We start from the raw sequence: 21609 nt of genomic DNA, 5'->3' as shown, positions 1-21609 counted from the left end.
ACCACCGAAAGCCCACTGAGCCACCGAAAGTTCACTGAGCCACCGAAAGCCCGATCCGGCACGGCGTGCCGGATCGGGTTTCACCTCGGGCAGGACCGGGCTCAGCTCGCGTCGAGGCGCAACGCGGTGACCACATCGCCGACGACCACCACCGCCGGTGGACGTAGCCCGGCGGTCGCGACATCGTCGGCCACCGTGCTCAGCGTCGACGTCAGTCCACGCTGGGTGCCGGTGGTCGCCTCCTGCACCACCGCCACCGGGGTCGAGGCACCCCGGCCACCGGCGAGCAGGGCCTCGGCGATCACCGGCAGGTTCCTGAGCCCCATCAGGACGACCAGCGTGCCGCGTAGCCGGGCCAGCGCCGACCAGTCCACCAGGGAGAGCCGGTGCCCCGGCGGAAGGTGCCCGGAGACCACGGTGAACTCGTGGGCGACCCCGCGGTGGGTCACCGGGATGCCGGCCACTGCGGGTGCCGCTATCGAGCTGGTGACGCCCGGCACCACCGACACCGGCACCCCGGCGTCGACACAGGCCAGCAGCTCCTCGCCGCCACGGCCGAACACGTACGGATCGCCGCCCTTGAGCCGTACCACGGTGGCCCCGGTCCGGGCCCGGTCGACCAGAATCCGGTTGATCTCCTCCTGGGCGGCGGCCGGGCCGTACGGAATTTTGGCCGCGTCGATCAGCTCCACCCGGGCCGGCAACTCGTCCAGCAGCAGGCCGGGCACCAGCCGGTCGGCGACCACGACGTCGGCCTCGGCCAGCAACCGCCGCCCCTTGACGGTGATCAGCTCGGGGTCGCCGGGCCCGGCGCCGACCAAGATCACCTGACCCATCGGGGCCGGCCCGGGGGTCGGGGCCGGCGACACCGGCTCCGTGATGGGAATGCTGCCGTCGGCCAGCCGCTGCCCGATCGCGTCCCGGACCCGGACCGCCCGCTGCGGGTCACCGCCGCCGAGGACCGCGACGGTCACCGGCCCGTGCCGGGTGACCGCCGGAGTCCAGGCGGTCGCCTCGGTACGGTCGTCGGCCCGGACGCAGAACACCCGTCGGGGCTCCGCCGCCGCACTGACCTCGGCGGCCGCGACCGGGTCGTCCACGGCGACCTGGACCAGCCACACCTCGTCGAGGTCGGCCGGCTCGAACCGCCGAGGCCGCCAGGCCAGCCGCCCGGCGGTGGCCAGGCCCTGCAACGCCGGAGTCAGCTCCGGCGAGACGAGTAGTACGTCCGCGCCGGCGTCCAGCAGCGCCGGCACCCGTCTGGTGGCGACGGTGCCGCCGCCGACCACCAGCACCCGACGGCCGGCCAGCCACAGCCCCAGTGGGTAGAGATTCACTTCTCGGAGACCCCCGCCGAGTCGAAGGTGGCCACCTCGTGCAGCACCCGGACCGCGCTGGCGACGATCGGCCAGGCCAGCAGGGCTCCGGTGCCCTCCCCCAGCCGCAGCCCCAGATCGATCAGGGGCACCAGACCGAGCTGACGCAGACCCACGGTAGCGCCTGGCTCCGCTGACCGGTGACCGGCGATCATCGCGGCGGGGGCGGCCGGGGCGCAGGCCGCCGCCGCGAGGGCGGCGGCGACCGCGCTGACCCCGTCGACGATCACCGGTATCCGGCAGGCTGCGGCGCCGAGGATGAAACCGCACAGCGCGGCGTGCTCCAGTCCGCCGACCGCCGCCAGCACCCCGAGCGGATCGGTCCGGTCCGGCTGGTGCCGGCGCAGCGCGGCATCGACCACCGCGACCTTCCGCTGGTACGTCTCGTCGTCGACGCCGGTGCCGCGGCCGGTGACGGCCGCCGCGGTGGCGCCGGTGAAGGCGGCGATCAGGGCCGCCGCGGCGGTGGTGTTGGCGATGCCCATGTCACCGGTGAGCAGCACGCCGGCCCCGGCGGCGTGCAGATCGGCGGCGACCCGGATGCCCACCTCGACGGCGGCGCGCGCCTCGTCGAGGGTCATCGCCGGGCCGGCGGACAGGTCGGCGGTGCCGGGCCGGACCCGGGCCTGGACCAGCCCGTCGGCGGGCTCCAGCTCGGCCGCGACACCGACGTCGACCACGGTGACACTCGCCCCGGTCTGCCGGGCGAAGGCGTTCACCACGGCACCGCCGGCGAGGAAGTTCGCCACCATCTGGGCGGTCACCTCCTGCGGCCAGCCGGTCACCCGCTGCCGGTGCACGCCGTGGTCGGCGGCGAAGATCGCTACCGCTCCCGGTTGCGGTAGCGGCGGCGGGCAGGTCCCGGCCAGGCCGGCGAGCCGGACCGACAGTTCCTCCAGTACGCCGAGCGAGCCGGCGGGTTTGGTCAGCCGGGCGTGCAGGTCCCAGGCCTGCGCCATCGCCTCGTCGTCCGGTGGTCGGATCGCCGCCAGGGTCGCGTCGAGCATCAGTCCTCCAGGGTCTTGGACAGCACGGAGAGGAACGCGTCGGTGGTGGCAGTGTCCCGTACCGCCACCCGCAGCCAGTCGGCACCCAGACCGGGGAAGGTGTCCCCTCGGCGTACCGCGTAGCCCTGTTCGCGCAGCCGTAGCCGGATCTGGTCGGCCCCGACGACGTGGAGCAGCACGAACGCGCTGGCCGGCGCGCCGGGGACGGTCACCCCGGGCAGTTCGCGCAGTCCGCGTACCAGATGTGCCCGGTCGGCGGCCAACGCGGCGGCGATGCGGCGTTCGGCCCCGACCGCCCGCCGGCTGGCGCAGACCTCGGCGGCGACCAGCGCCGGGGTGGCGACCGGCCAGAGCGGCGCGGCGGTGGCCAGCCGGCGCAGCAGCGGCCGCGGGCCGAGCAGGTAGCCGATCCGCAGTCCGGCGAGCCCCCAGGTCTTGGTGAGGCTGCGGACCACGACGAGTCCGGGTACGTCCCGGCGGGTGGCGAGGGACTGCGGCTCGCCGGCCACGCCGGCTGCACAGGTGGTGTCGGCGAACGCCTCGTCGACGACGACGGTACGGCCGGGCCGGGCCAGGGCGGCGATGGTGTCCGCGGGGTGCAGCACCGACGTGGGATTGGTCGGGTTCCCGATGATCACCAGATCGGCGTCGGCCGGGATCTGGTCGGGGTCGAGGGTGAATCCGGTGTCGGCGCGCAGCAGTACCCGGTCGACCCGGTGCCCGGCGTTGCGCAGCGCGGCCTCCGGCTCGGTGAACTGTGGATGCACCACCACGGGGCGCCGGGCGTCGCGCAACGCCTGGGCGATCAGCACGAAGCCCTGGGCCGCCCCGGCGGTCGGCAGCACCTCGTCGGGCGTCCGGCCGTGCCGGGCGGCGAGCGCCGCCCGGGCCGCCCGCTGGTCGGGATAGCGGGCGAGGTCGGCCAGGCTGGTCCGGATCGGCTCGGCCAGCCAGCGGGGCAGTTCACCCGCCCGTACGTTCACCGCGAGGTCGACCAGTCCGGGGGTGGCCTCGACGTCGCCGTGATGCCCGAGGTCGTGCTGCTGCATGTCGGGGATCATGCCGGCTGGTGGGGTGGAAATCGACGAAGGGTGACGCTTGTGACACGATTCGCCTTGTGGTGTTAATCCTTTTGGACATCTTTTATAGCTATCCGGCTTACCTTCAGGTCGTGAGGAAACGCACCCGGAATCCCGCTCGCCACGGCCGCCTCGTCCAACTGCTCCGTGCCGGTCTGATCGCAGGTGTGGTGGTTGCCGCCGCCGCGTACCCGATGGCCGCCATCGCCGGCTTGGGCGTCATCGCCAGCACCAGGGCCATCGACCAGATCCCCAGCAAGCTACGGGACACGACACCGGCCCAGACCACCTACGTGTACGCGGCCGACGGCCGGACCCTGCTGACGATGTTCTACGAGGAACACCGCAAGTACGTACCGCTGACCGAAATGTCGCCGTTCATCCAGCAGGCGATCGTCGCCTCCGAGGACAACCGCTTCTACCAGCACAGCGGGGTCGACCCCAAGGGCGTGGCACGGGCCTTCGTCGCCAACTCCCAGTCCGGCGGCGTGTCCCAGGGCGGCTCCACGCTGACCATGCAGTATGTCCGGCTGGCGCTGCAGGAAACCGCGCAGACACCGCTGGAGCTGCAGGCCGCGACCGCACAGACCCCCGGGCGCAAGATCCGCGAGATCCGGATCGCCATGGAGTTGGAAAAGCAGATGTCGAAGCCGGAGATCCTGGAGCGGTACCTCAACGCCGCGTACTTCGGCCACCGGGCGTACGGCATCTACGCCGCCTCGGAGATCTTCTTCTCCAAGGAACCCCGGGCGCTGACCGCCAGCGAGGCCGCGCTGATCGCCGGCCTGGTCAAGGCCCCCTCGGAGTACGACCCGGCCGCCTCGGACCAGGGCGCCGCGACCGAACGGCGCAACTACGTGATCGACCGGATGGCCGCCCTCGGCTACCTCTCCCCGGCGGCGGCGGAGCGTTCGAAGGCCGAGCCGATCCAACTCAACCTCAGCATCCCGCCGAACGAATGCGTCTCGGTGCCGCAGGACCACAACGACTGGGGCTTCTTCTGCGACTACCTCAAGTCATGGTGGATGGGACAGAAGGCGTTCGGTGACAGCCCGTCGGAGCGGCTGGCCAACCTGCGTACCGGCGGATACCGGATCGTCACCAGCCTCGACCCGGGCATGCAGAAGGCGGCGCAGGACCAGATCACCTCCCGCGAGTCGATCGGCAGCCCGTTCGCCCACGGTCTGGTCGCCGTGGAACCCGGCACCGGACACATCAAGGCGATGGCGCTGAACCGGACCTACTCGCTGGACCAGAGCGAGAACGGGGCCCACTCCAACCCCAGCCTGCGCGGCCAACTGAAAGGCAACTACCCCAACACGGTCACCCCGCTGCTCGGCGGCGGAGACCTGCCCGGCTACCAGGCCGGATCGACGTTCAAGATGTTCACCATGCTGGCCGCGCTGGACGCCGGCATGCCACTGCGGTCCGGCTTCAACGCGCCGCACCGGATCAACTCCATCTACGACGGCGGTGAGGGCAGCAGCAGTTGCGGCGGTCGGTGGTGCCCGAGCAACGCGAGCGGGGCGATGGCCGGCTACCACTACATGTGGTCCGGGTTCGGCAAGTCCGTCAACACCTACTTCGTCTGGCTGCTGCAGCAGGTGGGTGCCGAGAAGGCCGTACAGATGGCCGAACGGCTCGGGCTGCGCTGGCGCACCGACGTGGACAAGCGCAACGCCTCGCCGGAGCACGCCAGCAAGTGGGGCGCGTTCACCCTGGGCGTGTCCGACGTGACACCGCTGGAAATGGCGAACGCGTACGCCACCATCGCCGCCGACGGCAGCCACTGCGAGGACTCCCCGGTGGTGTCGGTGGAGAACCCGGACGGCACCCCGGTCACCTACCAGACGTTGACCGGGGTCGAGGTCGACGTGGCGACGCCGCGCTGCCACGCGGCGTTCTCGCCGGACGTGGCCCGGGCCGCCACTGACGCGGCCCGCTGCCCGGTCGGCGACCGCCCAGCCGCCGGAAGCTGCGGCGGCTGGTCCACCGCCGACAGCGTGGCCAAGGCGGTCGGGCGCCCGGTGGCCGGCAAGACCGGTACCACCGACAGCACCCGATCCGCCTGGTTCGCCGGCTACACCCCGGACCTCGCGGTGGCCAGCTTCATCGCCGATCCGGACAATCCGTTCAACGCCGTCGGCGACTGGCAGGCACAGAAGCCCGTCGACTCGGCGGCCGGCACGTTGAAGAACGCGCTCAAGGACCGGCCGGTACGCCAGTTCGCCCCGCCATCAGCCGAGATCGTCGGCTGAGTGCACCAGGAGCTGATCGGTGTCCTCCTCGGCCAACGGGGTAGCTCTGGGCATCGGCGGGTGCAGGGCGGGGTCGCCGGGGCCGGCACCGCCCCGCCCGTCCGGCACGGGACCACGGCCGTCCCCCGCCGGACCACGGCCGTCCCCGGCGGCCATCCGGCTGTCGACGCCAGCGGCGGCGGCCACCAACCGCCGGGCGATCTCCGGCGCCCCGGCCCAGTGCAGCGACAACTGGGAGGCGTGCACCCGACGCCAGACGAAGCCTTCCGGCACGCCGTTACCCCAGGTCCAGGCAGGGGTGTGACCGGCGCGCGGCGCGACGACCACCTGGTGCTGCTTGTACCCCATCACCCGGGCACCGAGCGGGGCGACCGGGGTGGCGGCCCGCGACGTCGCCTCCCGGTAGCCGACGATCATCCGGTCGGTGGTCATCGCGGCGGCGTCGAACACCTCGGCCATCGGCCGACCGTCACACTCACGAACCAACCAGAGCAGTCCGGCGCCCTCGGCCAGCACCGGCAGCCCGGCCCGGGCCAGGTCGGCCACCGCCATGGTCAGCACCCGGTTGGCCGACAGCTCCGGCAGGTAGGTCTCCGGCAGGCCACCGGGCAGCACCAGCGCGGCGGTCGCCTCCGGCAGCGACTCGTCGCGCAGCGGATCCACCGGCACCACCGCACCACCGGCAGCAGTGATCAACTCGACGGTCTCCGTGTAGCCGTAGACCAACTCGGCGGTGCCGGCCACCGCGATCACCGGACGCCGGGGCGGCGGAGGCGGCAACGGCGTACCGGCCGCTTCCGCCTCGGCCGCGAGGGCGTCTCCGGGCGACCATGCCGGCCCCGGCAGCGGTGGGGCCGACCGGGCCAGGGCCAGCACCCGGTCCAGATCCACCACCGCGTCCACCGCCTCGCCCAGCCGGCGGATCAGCCGAACCGTGTCGATGGTGTGCTGGGCCACCGGCACCACCCCGGCCGGGCGCGGAATCCCCGGGGACAGCTCACCCCGGTGCAGCGCACCGAACACCGGCACGCCGATCTCGTCGAGCGCGTCCCGCAGTACCTGCTCGTGCCGGGACGATCCGACCCGGTTGAGGATCACCCCACCGAGCCAGAGCATGTCGTCGTACGCCCGGAACCCGTGCACCAGGGCACCCACCGACTGGCCCATCGACTCGGCGTCGACGACCATCAGCACCGGCGCGCGCAGCACGGTGGCGACGGTCGCCGTCGACGCGCTGTCCGCCCGGGTGCCGAGGCTGTCGAACAACCCCATCGCCCCGGCCAGCACGGCGACGTCCGCCCCGGCCGCCCCGTGCGCCAGCAACGGACCGATCCGGCCGGTGCCCACCAGCATCGGATCCAGGTTGCGGCCCGGGCGCCCGGCCGCCGCCCCGAGGTACGCGGCGTCGGTGTGGTCCGGGCCGATCTTCAGCCCTGCGGTGCTCAGGCCGAGCCCACGCAGCGCGGCGGTCAGCCCGATCGCCACTGAGGTCTTGCCGTGTCCGGAGGCGGGGGCGCTCACCACCAGGCGGGGCACGGACGGCATCTGCGACTCCTCTGTCGTGAGGTGCGCCCGGCGGAGCCGGGCTGGAGCGGACCGTACCGCGCCGCCACGACCGACGGAGCGGTGGAACAACCGTTAGACGCTACCCGGTAGCCTCCGTGATGTGTACCGGTTCCTGCTGACCCCACGCTGGCTGGGCTACCTGGCGCTGACGCTCGTCGCCGCCGCGGTGATGGTCCAGCTCGGCAACTGGCAGCTGGACCGCTATCACCAGCGCAGCGCCGTCAACGACCGGATCGACGCTGCCGCGACGCAGACCCCGGTGGAGTTGTCGCAGCTGACCGAGGCGTTCGCGGCCGCCCCCGGTACCGCCGGCGAGCCGCCACCCGAGGCGACGACCTGGACCCGGGTCACCGCGACCGGCCGCTACGACACTGGCAACGACGTGCTGGTACGCGGCCGGACGGTGAACAGCCGGGTCGGCTTCGAGATCCTCACCCCGCTGGTGCTGGCCGACGGCTCGGCCGTACTGGTCGACCGGGGCTGGGTGCCGCCGGGCGACGGCGGGGCCGACGCCCAGCCGCAGGTGCCGGCCGCACCGACGGGTGCGGTGACCGTCACCGGGCTGCTGCGTCAGCCGGAGCGGAAGTCCGGCTCGGTCACCCGCCGCGACGGCAAGCTGGAGACCCGCCGGATCGCCCCCGCCGCCCTCGCCGCCGAGCTGCCATACCCGGTGCACGGCGGCTACCTGCTACTACAGGAGCAGGAGCCCGCCGCCGACACCGCGTTCGTCGCGATCCCGGTCCGGCACGAGAACAGCTGGCAGAACGGCGGGTACGTCGTCCAGTGGTGGATCTTCGCGGCTATGGCCCTGTTCGGCTTCGGTTGGGTGGCCCGCCGAGAGGCACATGGCCGTCGACCGGTGACCGCGGCGGACACCGCCGACCGCGTCGAGGCAGCCGACTCAGCCGACCGCGTCGAGGCAGCCGAGGGCGGCCGGGGCAACTCGACGTGAGCCACCCCGCCGAGTTGGCCCGGCGGCTCGGCACCGGCGACGCGGTGGTCGTCGGGCTCGGCGCGATGATCGGCGCCGGCGTGTTCGCCGCATTGGCACCCGCCTCGGCGGCGGCCGGTCAGTGGCTGCTCCCCGCTCTCGGGATCGCCGCCGTCGTCGCGTACTGCAACGCGATGTCGTCGGCCCGGCTGGCCGCACGCTATCCGGAGTCCGGCGGCACCTACGTGTACGGCCGGCGCCGGCTCGGCGACCTCTGGGGCCACCTGGCCGGCTGGGGCTTCGTGGTCGGCAAGACGGCCTCCTGCGCGGCGATGGCGCTCACCGTCGGCACCTACCTGGCGCCGGGGTACGCCCGACCGGTCGCGATCGCCGCGGTGCTGGCGCTCACCGCGCTGAACCTGTCCGGCGTGCACCGTTCGGTGGCGGCGACCCGGATCATCGTCGCGGTCGTGCTGGTGGTGCTGGCGGCGGTGGTCGTGACCGGCTTGCTGAGTGGCACCGCGACCGCCGGTGGCGCGACGGCGACCGGCGCGTCGGTCGACGGCTGGGGGGTGCTCCAGGGTGCCGGCCTGCTCTTCTTCGCCTTCGCCGGCTACGCCCGGATCGCCACCCTCGGCGAGGAGGTACGCGACGCGCGACGCACCATCCCCCGGGCCATTCCGGTCGCGCTTGGCATCACGCTGGCCGTCTACGCCCTGGTCGCCGGCGCGGCGCTGAACGTACTGGGATCCGCCGGGCTGGCCGACGCGACCGCACCGCTGGTCGCCGTGGTGACCGACGCCGGTGCCGGCTGGTTGGCGCCGGTGGTACGGGTCGGCGCGGCCGCCGCGGCCCTCGGTGCGCTGCTGGCGTTGATCCTCGGGGTGTCCCGGACCGTCTTCGCCATGTCCCGGGGCCGGCACCTGCCGGCCGGTCTGGACGCGGTGCATCCGCGCCGCCAGGTCCCGCACCGGGCGGAGATAGCCGTCGGGATCGCCGTCGTCGCCCTGGTCGCGGTGGCCGATCTACGGGACGCGATCGGCTTCTCCTCGTTCGGGGTGCTGATCTACTACGCGATCGCCAACGCCGCCGCCCTCACGCTGAGCCCGTCGGAAGGTGCGTTGCCGAAGGCCGTGCCGGTCGTCGGGATCGCCGGCTGTCTGCTGCTGGCCGCCACCCTGCCCGGCACGGCGGTGCTGACCGGGCTGGTGGTGTTCGCCGTCGGGGTCGTCGTCTGGTGGGCCGGTCGTGGCGTACGCGCCCGCCGACGAGCCATGTCCTAGGTCAAGGACAGATGCTGGGAGTCCTGGCTTGCCGCAGGACAACATCGAGTGGAGGGCTGGGGCACGTTATTTCCGCGAAATAGCGTGCCCCAGCCCTCCACTCGCGAGTTCGCAACGCTCGGCAGCGCGTCAGAAGCCCCTGGCCAACCGGTGGTACGCCTGGTTCCAGCGCAACTCGGCGGCGAACCGCCGGACCGTCGTATCGGCGTCGATGACCGCCAGCTCGGTGCCGGTCATTTCGGCCAGGTCAAACAACTCGTCGACCCCGACCGCCTGGGACAGCACGGTGTGGTGCGGGCCGCCGGCGGTCAGCCAGGCCTCCGCCGATGTCGGCAGGTCCGGCTCGGGGCGCCACACCGCCCGGGCCACCGGCAGCTTCGGCAACGGCTGTGCCGGCGGCACCACGTCTATCTCGTTGGCGACCAGGCGGAACCGCTCCCCCAGGTCGACCATGCCGAGCACCACCGCCCGACCCGGCTCGGCGTCGAAGACCAGCCGGACCGGATCCTCGCGGCCACCGATGCCCAGCGGGTGGATCTCGCACGACGGGGTGGCGGCGGCGATGCTCGGGCAGACCTCCAACATGTGCGCGCCGAGAATCAGCTCCTGGCCCGGGGTCAGGTCGTAGGTGTAGTCCTCCATGAACGACGTACCGCCGGTGGTGCCGGCCGACATCGCCTTCAGGGTGCGGACCAGCACCGAGGTCTTCCAGTCGCCTTCGCCGCCGAAGCCGTAGCCGTCGGCCATCAGCCGCTGCACCGCCAGACCGGGCAGTTGCCGCAGCCCGCCGAGGTCCTCGAAGTTGGTGGTGAACGCGTTGAAGCCGCCCTCGGTCAAAAAGCCGCGCAGGCCCAACTCGATACGGGCGGCGTAGCGCAGCGAGTCGTGCCGATCGCCACCGGCCCGCAGCGCGGCGTCGACCCGGTACCGCTGCTCGTACTCGTTGACCAGCACCTTGACGTCGGTGTCCGGCACCGCGTCGACCACCTCGACGAGTTCGTTCACCCCGTACGTGTTGACCGAGACGCCGAAGCGCAACTGCGCCTCCACCTTGTCACCTTCAGTGACAGCGACGTTGCGCATGTTGTCGCCGAACCGGGCGAGTTTCAGCGACCGCAGCTCGGTGTGACCGATCGCGGCCCGCGCCCAGCTGGCGATTCGACCGACGACGCGGGGGTCGCTGACGTGACCGGCGACGGTCTTGCGGGCCACCCCCAGCCGGGTCTGCACGTAGCCGAACTCGCGGTCGCCGTGCGCGGCCTGGTTGAGGTTCATGAAGTCCATGTCGATCTCGGCCCAGGGCAACGCGACGTTGGACTGGGTGTGCAGGTGCAGCAGCGGCTTGCGCAACGCGTCCAGGCCGGAGATCCACATCTTCGCCGGGGAGAAGGTGTGCATCCAGGCGACTACGCCGACCACGCCGGGCTCGGCGTTGGCCGCCAGGCAGACCCGCAGAATCTCCTCGGGGCTGGTCAGCACCGGCTGCCAGACGACCTGGACCGGCAACCCGTCGGCGGCGCCCAGCCGCCCGGCGATCTCCTGGGACTGTCCGGCCACCTGCTGCAACGTGTCCTCGCCGTACAGCCCCTGGCTGCCGGTGAGGAACCACACCTGTGCGGACCGCATCCCTGTCTCCATCACCACAGATCCCCCTTCAGTACAACAATCCGCCGGCCGCAGCTCACCGTTGGCCGTACACGTTCTGATAGCGCTCGTACAACGCGTCGACTGCGGCCTGTGGCAGCGGCTCGACCGGACCGAGCTGGCGGGCCAGGTGCATCGTGCGGGCGACGTCCTCACACATCACCGCCGCCTTGACGGCCGCCTTGGCGGTGGCGCCGATGGTGAACGGGCCGTGCTGACGCATCAGCACCGCCGGTGACCGGTGACCGGACAGCGTCTCGACGATGCCCCGGCCGATCGCGTCCGAGCCGATCAACGCGAACGGGCCGACCGGGATCTCGCCGCCGAACTCGTCGGCCATCGCGGTCACCGCGCACGGGATCGGCTCGCACCGGGCCGCCCAGGCGGTGGCGTACGGGCTGTGGGTGTGCACCACGCCGCCGACCTGCGGCATGTGCCGGTAGACGTAGGCGTGTGCCTCGGTGTCGCTCGACGGGGCGTAGTCGCCCTCGACCAGGTTGGCGGCCAGGTCGGTGACGACCATGTGCGCCGGGGTGAGCTCGTCGTAGCTGACCCCGGACGGCTTGATCACCAGCAGGTCGGCGCCGGGCACCCGGGCCGAGACGTTGCCGCTGGTCCAGGTGACCAGTCCCCATCGGGTCAGCTGCTCGTGCAGCCGGCACACCTCGTCGCGCAGCCGGCTGATCTCGGCGGTGATCTCAGCGGAGTAGGCGGTCGTGGTTGTCGTCATGACGCGCGAACCTCCCGGTCGGGTCGGTCGAGTGCGGCGTTGCGGATGTCCCGCAGCCGGTGCATCGCCCTGTCGGCGCCGGTGCCGAAGTGGTCGTGCAGCAACTGGTACTCGGCGTACAGCCGGTCGTAGCCGGCGGCCCGGTCGGCATCCGGCTGGTACACGGCGGTCTCCACCGCGCCCATCGACTCGGCGGCGGTGACCACGTCCGGGTACGCACCGGCGGCGACCGCCGCGTGGATCGCCGAGCCGAGCGCCGGAGCCTGCTCGGAGCTGGCCACGCTCACCGGCCGGCGCAGCACGTCGGCGTAGATCTGCATGATCAGCTTGTTGCGCTTGAGCCCGCCGGCGACGACGAACTCGGTGACCGGCAGGCCGGCGCGTTCGAACGTCTCCACGATGGTGCGGGTGCCGAACGCGGTGGCCTCGATCAGTGCCCGGTAGATCTCGTCCGGCCGGGTGGCCAGGGTCAGCCCGACGATCACCCCGGACAGGTGGTGGTCGACCAGGACGGACCGGTTGCCGCTGTGCCAGTCCAGGGCCACCAGGCCGTGCCCACCGACCGGCTGGTCGGCGGCCTGCCGGGTGAGCAGCTCGTGCACGTTCAGACCGAGGCGGGCCGCCTCGTCGTGCACCGCTGGCGGCACTCCGTTGTCGACCAGCCAGGCGAATATGTCACCGACGCCGGACTGGCCGGCCTCGTAGCCGTACGACCCGGCGGTGATGCCACCATCGACGACGCCGCAGATGCCGGGGACCTCGACCAGCTCGGTGCCGTTCATCACATGGCAGGTCGAGGTGCCCATCACGGCGAGCAGCTGGCCCGGGGCGACCGCCCGCGCGGCCGGTGGGGTGACGTGTGCGTCGACGTTGCCGGCGGCGACCGCGATGCCGACCGGCAGCCCGGTCCAGCCGGCGGCCTCGGCGGTGAGCCCGCCGGCCCGCGCGCCCAGCGGCAGGATCGGATGCGCCAGCCGGGTCTGCGCGAAGTCGGCGAAGTCCGGATGCAGCGCCGCGAGGTACGCCGGGTCGGGGTAGCCGCCGTCCTGGAAGATGCCCTTGTAGCCGGCGGTGCAGGCATTGCGGGTCTCGACGCCGCACAGCTGCCAGACGATCCAGTCGGCGGCCTCGATCCACCGCTCGGTGCGGGCGTAGACCTCCGGATCCTCCTCCAGCAACTGCAGCGCCTTGGCGAACTGCCACTCGGCGGAGATCCGGCCGCCGTAGCGGCCGATCCACGGCTCACCGCGCTCGTGTGCCAACGCGTTGATCCGGTCGGCCTGCGGCTGTGCCGAGTGGTGCTTCCACAGTTTCGGCCAGGCGTGCGGCCGGTCGGTCAGGTCCGGCAGTTGGCACAGCGGGGTGCCGTCGGCGCGGACCGGCAGCACCGTGCAGGCGGTGAAGTCGGTGGCGATCCCGATCACCCGCGCCGGGTCGACGCCGGCCTCGGCGAGCGCGGCCGGTACGGCGTACCGCAGCACGTCGCGGTAGTCCTGCGGATCCTGCAGCGCCCAGTCCGGCGGCAGCGGTCTGCCGCTCGACGGCAGCGTCCGGTCGATGACGGCGTTGCGGTACTCGTGGACCGCCGAGCCGAGTTCGGCGCCGTCGGCGACCCGGACCACGACGGCCCGCCCGGACAGCGTGCCGTAGTCGACGCCGATGGTGTACTGGTCGGTGTTCACCCGTTCTCCCTGCGGTGGAATCCTGTCAGACCACTGTGCCTGGTCATCCGCGCCGCCGGGTTACCAGACGTTGCAGGATGATGAAGGCGAACAGCAGCGCCCCGATGACGATCTTCGTCCACCAGGAACTCAACGTCCCCTGGAAGGCGATGATCGTCTGGATCAGACCGAGCACCCCGACACCGAGGACGGTGCCGAACAGGTACCCCGAACCGCCGGTCAGCAGCGTGCCGCCGATCACCACCGCGGCGATCGCGTCCAACTCCATGCCCTGGGCGTGCAGGCTGTAGCCGGAGAGCATGTAGAAGCTGAGCAGCACCCCGCCGAGCGCCGCGCAGAACCCGCTGATGGTGTAGACGGCGATCCGGGTACGCCCGACCGGCAGGCCCATCAGCAACGCCGACTGGCGGTTGCCGCCGATCGCGTACACCTTGCGCCCGAAGGGCGTGTAGGCCAGCACGTACGCCGCGATCAGCACCACGACGAGCGCGATGACCACGCTGACCGAGATGAAGTAGCCGTCGCCGAAGCGGATCCGGTGTTGCGCCGCCGTGGTCCAGAACGCGTCGGTGATCGGGATCGAGTCACTGGTGATCAGGTGGCAGAGCCCTCGGGCGAAGAACATCCCGGCCAGGGTCGCGATGAACGGCTGGATGTCGAAGAAGTGGATGATCAGGCCCATCAGCAGGCCGATCGTGGTGCCGATCAGCAGCACCAACGGCAGGACCACCTCGGCCGGCCAGCCCGCACGCAGTAGCACGGCGGCGCAGACCGTGGTCAACGCGACCACGGCACCGACCGACAGGTCGATCCCGCCGGTGAGGATGACGAAGGTCATACCGACGGCGACGACCAGCAGGAAGGCGTTGTCGACGAAGACGTTCAGCACGATCTGCGGCTGGGAGAACCCGGAGTAGTTCAGTGCGCCGAGCCCGTACATGGTGGCCAGCAGGGTGAGGGTGGCCGCGACCGGCAGGTGCCGTTGCTGCGGCCAGTAGCGCCGGAACCGGGCGGTGGCCATCGGCGCAGCCGCGGTCTGCTGCCGGGGGTCGCTGACGTCGATCATGCCTGTGCCTCCGCCGCTTTCCGTGCCGCCGGTTCGACCTGCTGTGGTTGACCGTCACCGGTCGAGTCGTCGGTGGATTCGCCACCGCGCTGCCCGGGTGGGGACCCGGGTGGCCGGGGCGGCCCGCCCCGGCCGGCACCGCCTCGACCGAGGCCGGAGATCCGGGCGCGGAAGGCCGGCGACTGGGCCAGGCAGAGCACGATCACCACGAGCGCCTTGAACAGCAGCGTCGCCTCGCTGGGGATGCCGATGGTGTAGATGGTGATGTCCAGCGACTTGATGATCACCGCTCCGAGGACGCTGCCGGCGAGGGAGAACCGGCCGCCGGTCAGCGCGGTGCCGCCGATGACGACGGCGAGGATCGCGTCGAGTTCGATCAGGTTGCCGGCGTTGTTGCCGTCGGCGCTGGAGACGTTGGAGCTGAAGATCAGGCCGGCGATGCCGGCGCAGAGCCCGGTGAAGACGTACGCCAGGATCACCAGCTGCCGGGCGCGGATGCCAGCCAGCCGGCTGGCGGTCGGATTCCCACCGACCGACTCGACCAGCATGCCCAACGCACTGCGCCGGATCAGCAACGCGGCGGCGGTGACGACCCCGGCCACGATGAGCACCGAGACCGGCAGGGTGAGCGCGTAGCCGGCCCCGATCACCTTGTACGGCGCGGAGTTGACGTTGATGATCTGCCCGTCGGTGATCAGCTGCGCCAGGCCACGGCCGGCGACCATCAGGATCAGCGTGGCGATGATCGGCTGGATGCCGATCAGCGAGACGAGTGCGCCGTTCCAGAGTCCGAGCAGCAGCGACAGCCCGAGCGCCATGGCAACCGCCAGCAGCATCCCGGCGACGCTGTTCTGGTCGGTCAGGCCGCTGATGTGCAGGCAGGCGATCGCACCGGAGATGGCCATGACCGAGCCGACCGACAGGTCGATCCCGCCGGTGGCAATGACCACGGTCATCCCGACCGCGACCAGGATCAGCGGGGTGCTGGCCCGCAGGATGTCGATCAACGAGCCGTACAGATGCCCGTTGCGCATTTCGATGGAGAAGAAGCCCGGGGTGAAGAACAGGTTGCTGAGCAGCAGCGCCGTCAGGATCAGCACCGGCCAGAACAGCCGCTGCCTGGTGAGCGCGGTCAGTTGTCGGCGGGCGTCACTCATGCTGCCACCTCCCCGGCGATGGTCCGCAGGATCCGGTCGGCGTCGACGTCCTCGCCGTTGGCGAGTTGGTCGATCATCCGCCGGTCCCGTAGCACAGCGATCTTGTGGCTGAGTCGCATGACCTCCTCCAACTCGGCGCTGATGAACAGCACGGCCATCCCGCCCCCGGCCAGCTCGACCACCAGGCGCTGGATCTCTGCCTTGGCGCCGACGTCGATGCCCCGGGTCGGCTCGTCGACGATCAGCAGCCGTGGTTCGGTGATCAGCCAGCGGGCCAGCAGGACCTTCTGCTGGTTGCCGCCGGACAGGTTGCGGATCGGCAGTTCCGGGTCGGCCGGGCGGATCTGCAGGGCGGCGATGTACTTGGCCACCAGCTCGTCCTGACGCCGGCGCGGGATGGGTCGGGCCCAGCCACGGGATGCCTGCAGCGCGAGGATCAGATTCTCCCGTACGGAGAGTTCCTCGATGACGCCTTCGGCCCGGCGGTTCTCGGAGCAGAACGCGATGCCGTTGGTCATGCCGACCCGGGGGCCGCGCATCGACACTGGTTTGCCGGCGACGGTGACCTGCCCGTGGTCGGCGCGGTCGGCGCCGAACAGCAGCCGGGCCGCCTCGGTGCGGCCCGAGCCGAGCAGGCCGGCGAAGCCGACCACCTCGCCGGCGTGGATGGTGAGGTTGAACGGGGCGATCGCCCCGGTACGACCGAGTCCGGCGGCTTCGAGCACCGGCTGTCCGCCTTCGAGGGCGTCCAGGTCCGGCTTGGACTGCCCGTCGAGCTGCTCGAGCACGCTGAGTTCCTTGCCGATCATCTTGGCCACCAGCTCGAGCTGGCTCAGCTCGGTGACCGGCCACTCGCCGATCAGTTGGCCGTTGCGCAGCACCGTCATCCGGTCGGCGATGTCGTAGACCTGGTCGAGAAAGTGCGACACGAACAGGATCGCCACCCCCGACTCCTTGAGCTGCCGGATGATCGCGAAGAGCTGGGCGACCTCCGAGGCGTCCAGGCTGGAGGTCGGCTCGTCGAGGATGAGCACCTTGGCGGAGATGTCGACCGCGCGGGCGATGGCGACCATCTGCTGTACGGCGAGCGAGTAGCTGGCCAGGGGTGCGGTGACGTCTATGTCGAGGTGCAACCGGCGCAGTAGGTCGGTGGAGTGCCGCCGCATCGTCGCCCACCGGATCGCGCCGAAGCGGCGGGGTTCGCGGCCGATGAAGATGTTCTCCGCCACCGAGAGATTGGGGCAGAGGTTGACTTCCTGGTAGACGGTGCTGACTCCGGCCTGCTGCGCCTGCAGGGGCCCGGTGAACCGGACCTGCTGCCCGGCGAGCCGGATCTCTCCCCGGTCGATCCCGTAGACCCCGGTGAGGACCTTGATCAGCGTCGACTTGCCGGCGCCGTTCTCGCCCATCAGGGCGTGCACCTCACCAGGGAACATCCGGAAATCGGCGTCGTCGAGCGCGACGACGCCGGGAAAGGTCTTGCCGATTCCCGTCATCTCCAGGATCGGCAGCGCGTCGGTCATCTGAACCTCTCACTGCTGTGGCTGCCGCCGGCCCGGCGCAGCTCGGGGGTGCCGGTGGGGACACGGACCCTGGGCCCTGCCCGGCGCGATGCCGGGCAGGGCCGGGTCGGGATCAGTACTCCCGGGTGGGCAGCGCTTCCTGCGCCTGTTCCTGGGTGAAGGTGGTTTCGTCGGTGACGACCCGCTTGGGCACCGTCTCCCCGGCGTGCACCTTCTCGACCAGATCCATCAGCTGTGGCCCGAGCAGCGGGCTGCACTCGGCGATGAAGTTGATCTTGCCGTCGGCAAGCGCCTGCATTCCGTCGCGAACGGCGTCGATGGTGATGATCGTGATGTCCTCGCCGGGCACCAGACCCGCTGCCTCGATCGCCTCGATGGCGCCGAGACCCATGTCGTCGTTGTGCGCGAAGAGCACGTCGATGTCCTGGTGCGCCTGCAGGAAGGCCTCCATGACCTCCTTGCCCTTGGCCCGGGTGAACTCGCCGGTCTGCGAGGCGATGATCTCGAACTTGGGGTCGGCCGCGATCACCTCGCCGAAGCCCTGCTTGCGGTCGTTGGCCGGCGCCGAACCGGTGGTGCCCTGCAACTCGACGATGCGGACCGGGCCCGGCTCGTCGGCGAACTCCTCGACCAGCCACTCGCCGGAGAGCTTGCCCTCCAGGACGAAGTCGGACCCGATGAAGGTCTCGTACAGGGTGTCGTCGGCCGAGTCGACGGCGCGGTCGGTCAGGATCACCGGGATCTCGGCGTCCTTGGCCTCCTTGAGCACCGTGTCCCAGCCGGACTCGACCACCGGCGAGAACGCGATCACGTCGACCCGCTGGGCGATGAAGTTGCGGATCGCCTTGATCTGGTTTTCCTGCTTCTGCTGCGCGTCGGCGAACTTCAGATCGAACCCGGCCTCCGCGGCGGACTCCTGGACCGACTTGGTGTTCGCCGTACGCCAGCCGCTCTCGGCGCCGACCTGGGAGAACCCGAGGACGATTTTGCCGCTGCCGCTCCCGCCGCCGTCGCTACCGGAGTCGCCGCACGCGGCGGTGGTCGCTACCATCATCGCCGCGAACATCACGGCGGAAATACGTCTGAGCACTGCATACCTCCCGCTGAGGTCGATGCCATCCGCCGGTTGGCCGGACGGCCGGGCGGTCGAAACGATCCCGGGGGATCGGGCGGACCGATTGTTAGCGTTCACTTTGGGGCTTACCGAAGACCTTGCTGTACTTCAGGACCTTCGGCCCTTCCAGCCCTCTCCAGGCAGCCAAGCTGGAGCGGAGCCCATCGGCAGCTGGGGCCAACCGCTGCCGTTTCAGGAGTGTTACCGTTCTCATCGGGCACGTCAAGGGGGTGCATCGCCGCCGTTACCGGTCTGTTGCGCGGGGCGCCTCCCCGAACCACGGAGGGCACCCGACTCGTCAGATGAGCGATAACATAGACAGTCATCTCCGGGCGCGAGATCCACTCGACCGCCCCGAGACGGACCTGGCTGCGGGCCTTCCTGGTCGCAGCGGAGGAGACCTTCCGGTTCACGGCAGATGCCCCGACTCGGTGTTTGGCGATAGCATCTCGCGGCAGGTGACCGCTAACCTCGCCGGTGACGGAGCTGTCGTACGGGTGACGCAACCGGTCCCGGCAGCATGGGCACCCAGGCCGCCGAACGGCCGGCCCGGCTCCGTCGACCCGGCACCCCCGCCAGGTCTGGAAGATCATCAGCAGTGCCGGCACGACCCGGCCGTACTTGAGGTGGGCACCCGTGAGTAGCAGAGTCGTCCGGGAACCTGCGATGACGGACGTGGCCCGACTTGCCGGGGTGAGCCACCAGACGGTCTCCCGGGTGCTCAACGGCCATCCGAACGTCCGGGAGCAGACCCGGCTGCGGGTCCGGGCCGCCATCGCCGAGCTGGGCTACCGCCCGAACCGGGCCGCCCGGGCGCTGGTCACCGGCAAGTCCCAGGTGATCGGGGTGGTGGCGCAGAACTCCACCCTCTACGGCCCCGCCTCGCTGCTGGCCGCCTTCGAACAGGCCGCCGGCGCCGCCGGCTTCGCAGTCAACGTCGGCAGCGTCCGCAGCCTGGACCGCCAGTCGATCGCCGGGGTGGTCGAGCGCCACCTCGACCAGCGGGTCGCCGGGTTGGTGGTGATCGCTCCGGTGGTCTCGGCTGGCGAGGCCGTGGAGCAGGTCCCGACCGGGGTCCCGCTGGTGACGATCGACGGCGACCCGCAACACAACACCGCCCTGGTGACCGTCGACCAGACCGCCGGCGCCCGGGCGGCCACCCGATGCCTGATCGACGCCGGCCACTCCACCGTCTGGCACGTGTCCGGCCCGGCGGACTGGTTCGACAGCGCCGGACGCATCGCCGGCTGGGAGGAAGCGCTACGCGACGCCGGCGCGGAGGTCCCACCGCTGGTCCCCGCCGACTGGAGCGCAGCTTCCGGCTACCGGGCGGGTCAGATGCTGGCCCGGATGCGTGATGTCACGGCAATCTTCGCCGCCAACGACCACCTTGCACTGGGCATCCTGCGGGCGTTGAACGAACGGGGCCGCCGGGTGCCGGACGAGGTGAGCATCGTCGGCTTCGACGACGTGCCGGAGGCGGCCTACTTCACTCCGCCACTGACCACCGTGCGACCCGACTTCGACGCGGTGGCCAAGGCCAGCCTGGCCCTGCTGCTGCGACAGATCGAATCCGGTTCGCGCAGCGACGAGCGGTACACAATCGAGCCGACCCTGGTCTCCCGGGACAGCGTCGCCGCCCCACACTGACCTGCGGTCGGCCCCCAGCACCGACCCCTGGCGGTCACCGCCGCCGCGCCCCGTACTTCATGACGGGCCTGTCGTCGCCCACCCACGCCGCTCGGCCCGCGGATCCGCCTACGTCGCTACCCCACACCCGACGCGACAGTCAAACAATGAGCGCTATGAATGTTTTGCAGAGATTTCGCCAATCTTGCGTAGGCTCTTGACACCGGTCTTGTTAGCGATAACACTGCTGTCCACATCGCCAACGACCAGGCAACACATCCCACGCGGTCGGTGATGCCGTCCGCGTGCCTGCCCCGTCCCGGGCCTCGACCGGCACCTCCGGCCGCGGCCTGCGAACCGGCACCTCCCGCCCGCGACGACCGCTCGCGGAGCATCCCACCTGAAGGGAGACGCTCGTGGAACTGCGTACCATCACCATGACCCGACGGCTGGCCGTGATCGGAGCGGCCACCGCGCTGACCGCCGCACTGGCCGCCTGCGGGTCCAGCGAGAAGACGGTCGACCAGCAGGGCACCAGCGGCGACAACGCGGGAGCCTTGGTCGGCGTCACCATGCCGACGCGCTCATCTGAGCGCTGGATCAGCGACGGCGACAACGTCAAGGCCGCCCTGGAGAGTCTCGGCTACCAGGTCGACCTCCAGTACGCCGAGAACGACATCCCGACCCAGGTCAACCAGATCGAAAACCAGATCACCCAGGGTGCCCGGCTGCTGATCGTCGCCTCGATCGACGGCACGGCACTCACCACCCAACTGCAGCAGGCGGCAGAACAGGACATCCCGGTCATCTCCTACGACCGACTGATCCGCAACAGCCCCAACGTGGACTACTACGCCACCTTCGACAACTTCAAGGTCGGCGTGCAGCAGGCCACCTCGCTGCTGGTCGGACTCGGCATGCTCAACGCGGACGGCTCCGCCGGCGAGGCGACCGGACCGTTCAACGTGGAGCTGTTCGCCGGGTCGCCCGACGACAACAACGCCACGTTCTTCTTCGACGGCGCCATGTCGGTGCTGCAGCCGCACATCGACTCGGGTGCCCTGGTCGTGCAGAGCGGACAGACCGACTTCAACACCGTCGCCATCCTGCGGTGGGACCCGGAAACCGCGCAGAAGCGGATGGAGAACGTGCTGACCCGGGCCTACCAGGGCGGCGTCACCGTCGACGGGGTGCTGTCACCGTACGACGGACTCTCCATCGGCATCCTGTCGGCGCTCAAGAGCAGCGGGTACGGCACCGCCGGCCAGCCCTACCCGGTGGTCACCGGCCAGGACGCCGAGCAGACCTCGGTCAAGTCGATCCTCGCCGACGAGCAGTACTCGACGATCTTCAAGGACACCCGGGAGTTGGCCGACAAGACCGTCCAGATGGCGCACGCGATCCTCAGCGGCGACGAGCCGGAGGTCAACAACACCACCGACTACGACAACGGGGAAAAGGTCGTCCCGTCCTACCTGCTCGAGCCGGTGATCATCGACAAGAGCAACTACGAGGTGCTGATCGACAGCGGCTACTACACGGCCGAGCAGCTGGGCTGAGCCGA

At 71.0% G+C, this 21609-nt stretch carries 15 protein-coding genes and 1 pseudogene; 5 read left to right on the top strand and 11 right to left on the bottom strand.

Annotation, left to right across the window (positions count from 1 at the left end; all coding sequences use genetic code 11):
* Positions 1-101: 101 nt before the first annotated feature.
* The 3 genes and pseudogenes from cobA to cobC all read right to left on the bottom strand — a co-directional run.
* The gene (gene cobA, locus ACFHVL_RS19310) at positions 102-1337 is read right to left on the bottom strand and encodes a uroporphyrinogen-III C-methyltransferase (protein ID WP_416629563.1); all 1236 of its coding nucleotides are present in this window, start codon (positions 1335-1337) and stop codon (positions 102-104) included.
* A complete protein-coding gene (gene cobT / locus ACFHVL_RS19305) occupies positions 1334-2383 on the bottom strand; it encodes a nicotinate-nucleotide--dimethylbenzimidazole phosphoribosyltransferase (RefSeq protein WP_416629561.1) in 1050 nt (349 codons plus the stop codon). Before cobT ends, cobA begins: the two co-directional genes overlap by 4 nt.
* A pseudogene (gene cobC / locus ACFHVL_RS19300) lies at positions 2383-3474 on the bottom strand (Rv2231c family pyridoxal phosphate-dependent protein CobC); the annotation flags it as partial. The gene cobT and the pseudogene cobC, both read right to left, overlap by 1 nt.
* Before the next feature lie 182 nt (positions 3475-3656).
* Here cobC and ACFHVL_RS19295 point away from each other — a divergent pair.
* Positions 3657-5720 (top strand): transglycosylase domain-containing protein, encoded by a 2064-nt coding sequence (locus ACFHVL_RS19295; RefSeq protein ID WP_416629585.1) that lies wholly within the window; start codon positions 3657-3659, stop codon positions 5718-5720.
* On the opposite strand, the gene ACFHVL_RS19290 is transcribed toward ACFHVL_RS19295, so the two are convergent.
* On the bottom strand, positions 5700-7265 hold the full coding sequence (locus tag ACFHVL_RS19290; RefSeq protein WP_416629560.1) for a cobyrinate a,c-diamide synthase: 1566 nt from the start codon (positions 7263-7265) through the stop codon (positions 5700-5702). The two genes, ACFHVL_RS19295 and ACFHVL_RS19290, sit on opposite strands and share 21 nt — an antisense overlap.
* A gap of 121 nt (positions 7266-7386) precedes the next feature.
* Here ACFHVL_RS19290 and ACFHVL_RS19285 point away from each other — a divergent pair, with 121 nt between their 5' ends.
* Both ACFHVL_RS19285 and ACFHVL_RS19280 read left to right on the top strand, forming a co-directional pair.
* The gene (locus ACFHVL_RS19285; protein WP_416629559.1) at positions 7387-8238 is read left to right on the top strand and encodes an SURF1 family protein; all 852 of its coding nucleotides are present in this window, start codon (positions 7387-7389) and stop codon (positions 8236-8238) included.
* Complete coding sequence (locus ACFHVL_RS19280; protein WP_416629557.1) at positions 8235-9500, top strand: APC family permease; 1266 nt, start codon at positions 8235-8237, stop codon at positions 9498-9500. Before ACFHVL_RS19285 ends, ACFHVL_RS19280 begins: the two co-directional genes overlap by 4 nt.
* 129 nt (positions 9501-9629) lie before the next feature.
* Here ACFHVL_RS19280 and araA read toward each other — a convergent pair whose 3' ends face one another.
* The 7 genes from araA to ACFHVL_RS19245 all read right to left on the bottom strand — a co-directional run bounded on the left by araA (position 9630) and on the right by ACFHVL_RS19245 (position 18368).
* Entirely contained in the window at positions 9630-11126 is a 1497-nt protein-coding gene (araA, locus tag ACFHVL_RS19275; protein ID WP_416629556.1) for an L-arabinose isomerase, read from the bottom strand.
* Positions 11127-11181: 55 nt separating this feature from the next.
* Entirely contained in the window at positions 11182-11874 is a 693-nt protein-coding gene (locus tag ACFHVL_RS19270) for an L-ribulose-5-phosphate 4-epimerase (protein WP_416629554.1), read from the bottom strand.
* Positions 11871-13556: a ribulokinase gene (araB, locus tag ACFHVL_RS19265; RefSeq protein WP_416629552.1), complete on the bottom strand. Its 1686-nt coding sequence runs from the start codon at positions 13554-13556 to the stop codon at positions 11871-11873. Before araB ends, ACFHVL_RS19270 begins: the two co-directional genes overlap by 4 nt.
* Positions 13557-13599: 43 nt before the next feature.
* Positions 13600-14577, bottom strand: a complete 978-nt coding sequence (yjfF, locus tag ACFHVL_RS19260; RefSeq protein WP_416629584.1) for a galactofuranose ABC transporter, permease protein YjfF — start codon at positions 14575-14577, stop codon at positions 13600-13602.
* A gap of 41 nt (positions 14578-14618) precedes the next feature.
* Positions 14619-15779 carry an ABC transporter permease gene (locus ACFHVL_RS19255; RefSeq protein WP_416629551.1) on the bottom strand — a complete coding sequence of 387 codons (1161 nt, stop codon included), beginning with the start codon at positions 15777-15779 and terminating at the stop codon, positions 14619-14621.
* Positions 15776-17302, bottom strand: a complete 1527-nt coding sequence (locus ACFHVL_RS19250; protein WP_416629550.1) for a sugar ABC transporter ATP-binding protein — start codon at positions 17300-17302, stop codon at positions 15776-15778. Before ACFHVL_RS19250 ends, ACFHVL_RS19255 begins: the two co-directional genes overlap by 4 nt.
* A 112-nt stretch (positions 17303-17414) precedes the next feature.
* A complete protein-coding gene (locus ACFHVL_RS19245; protein WP_416629583.1) occupies positions 17415-18368 on the bottom strand; it encodes an ABC transporter substrate-binding protein in 954 nt (317 codons plus the stop codon).
* A 714-nt stretch (positions 18369-19082) separates the two neighbouring features.
* On the opposite strand from ACFHVL_RS19245, the gene ACFHVL_RS19240 reads away from it, so the two are divergent.
* Together ACFHVL_RS19240 and chvE are read left to right on the top strand one after the other, a co-directional pair.
* The gene (locus tag ACFHVL_RS19240) at positions 19083-20066 is read left to right on the top strand and encodes a LacI family DNA-binding transcriptional regulator (protein ID WP_416629581.1); all 984 of its coding nucleotides are present in this window, start codon (positions 19083-19085) and stop codon (positions 20064-20066) included.
* A 416-nt stretch (positions 20067-20482) separates the two neighbouring features.
* Positions 20483-21604, top strand: coding sequence for a multiple monosaccharide ABC transporter substrate-binding protein (gene chvE, locus ACFHVL_RS19235; RefSeq protein WP_416629579.1), 1122 nt, complete (start codon positions 20483-20485; stop codon positions 21602-21604).
* The last annotated feature ends 5 nt before the right edge of the window (positions 21605-21609 follow it).

Origin of the sequence: Micromonospora sp. LOL_023 (assembly GCF_048060115.1) — a bacterium.
Lineage (GTDB): Bacteria > Actinomycetota > Actinomycetes > Mycobacteriales > Micromonosporaceae > Micromonospora_E.
This window is presented reverse-complemented; position numbering and strand designations above follow the sequence as displayed.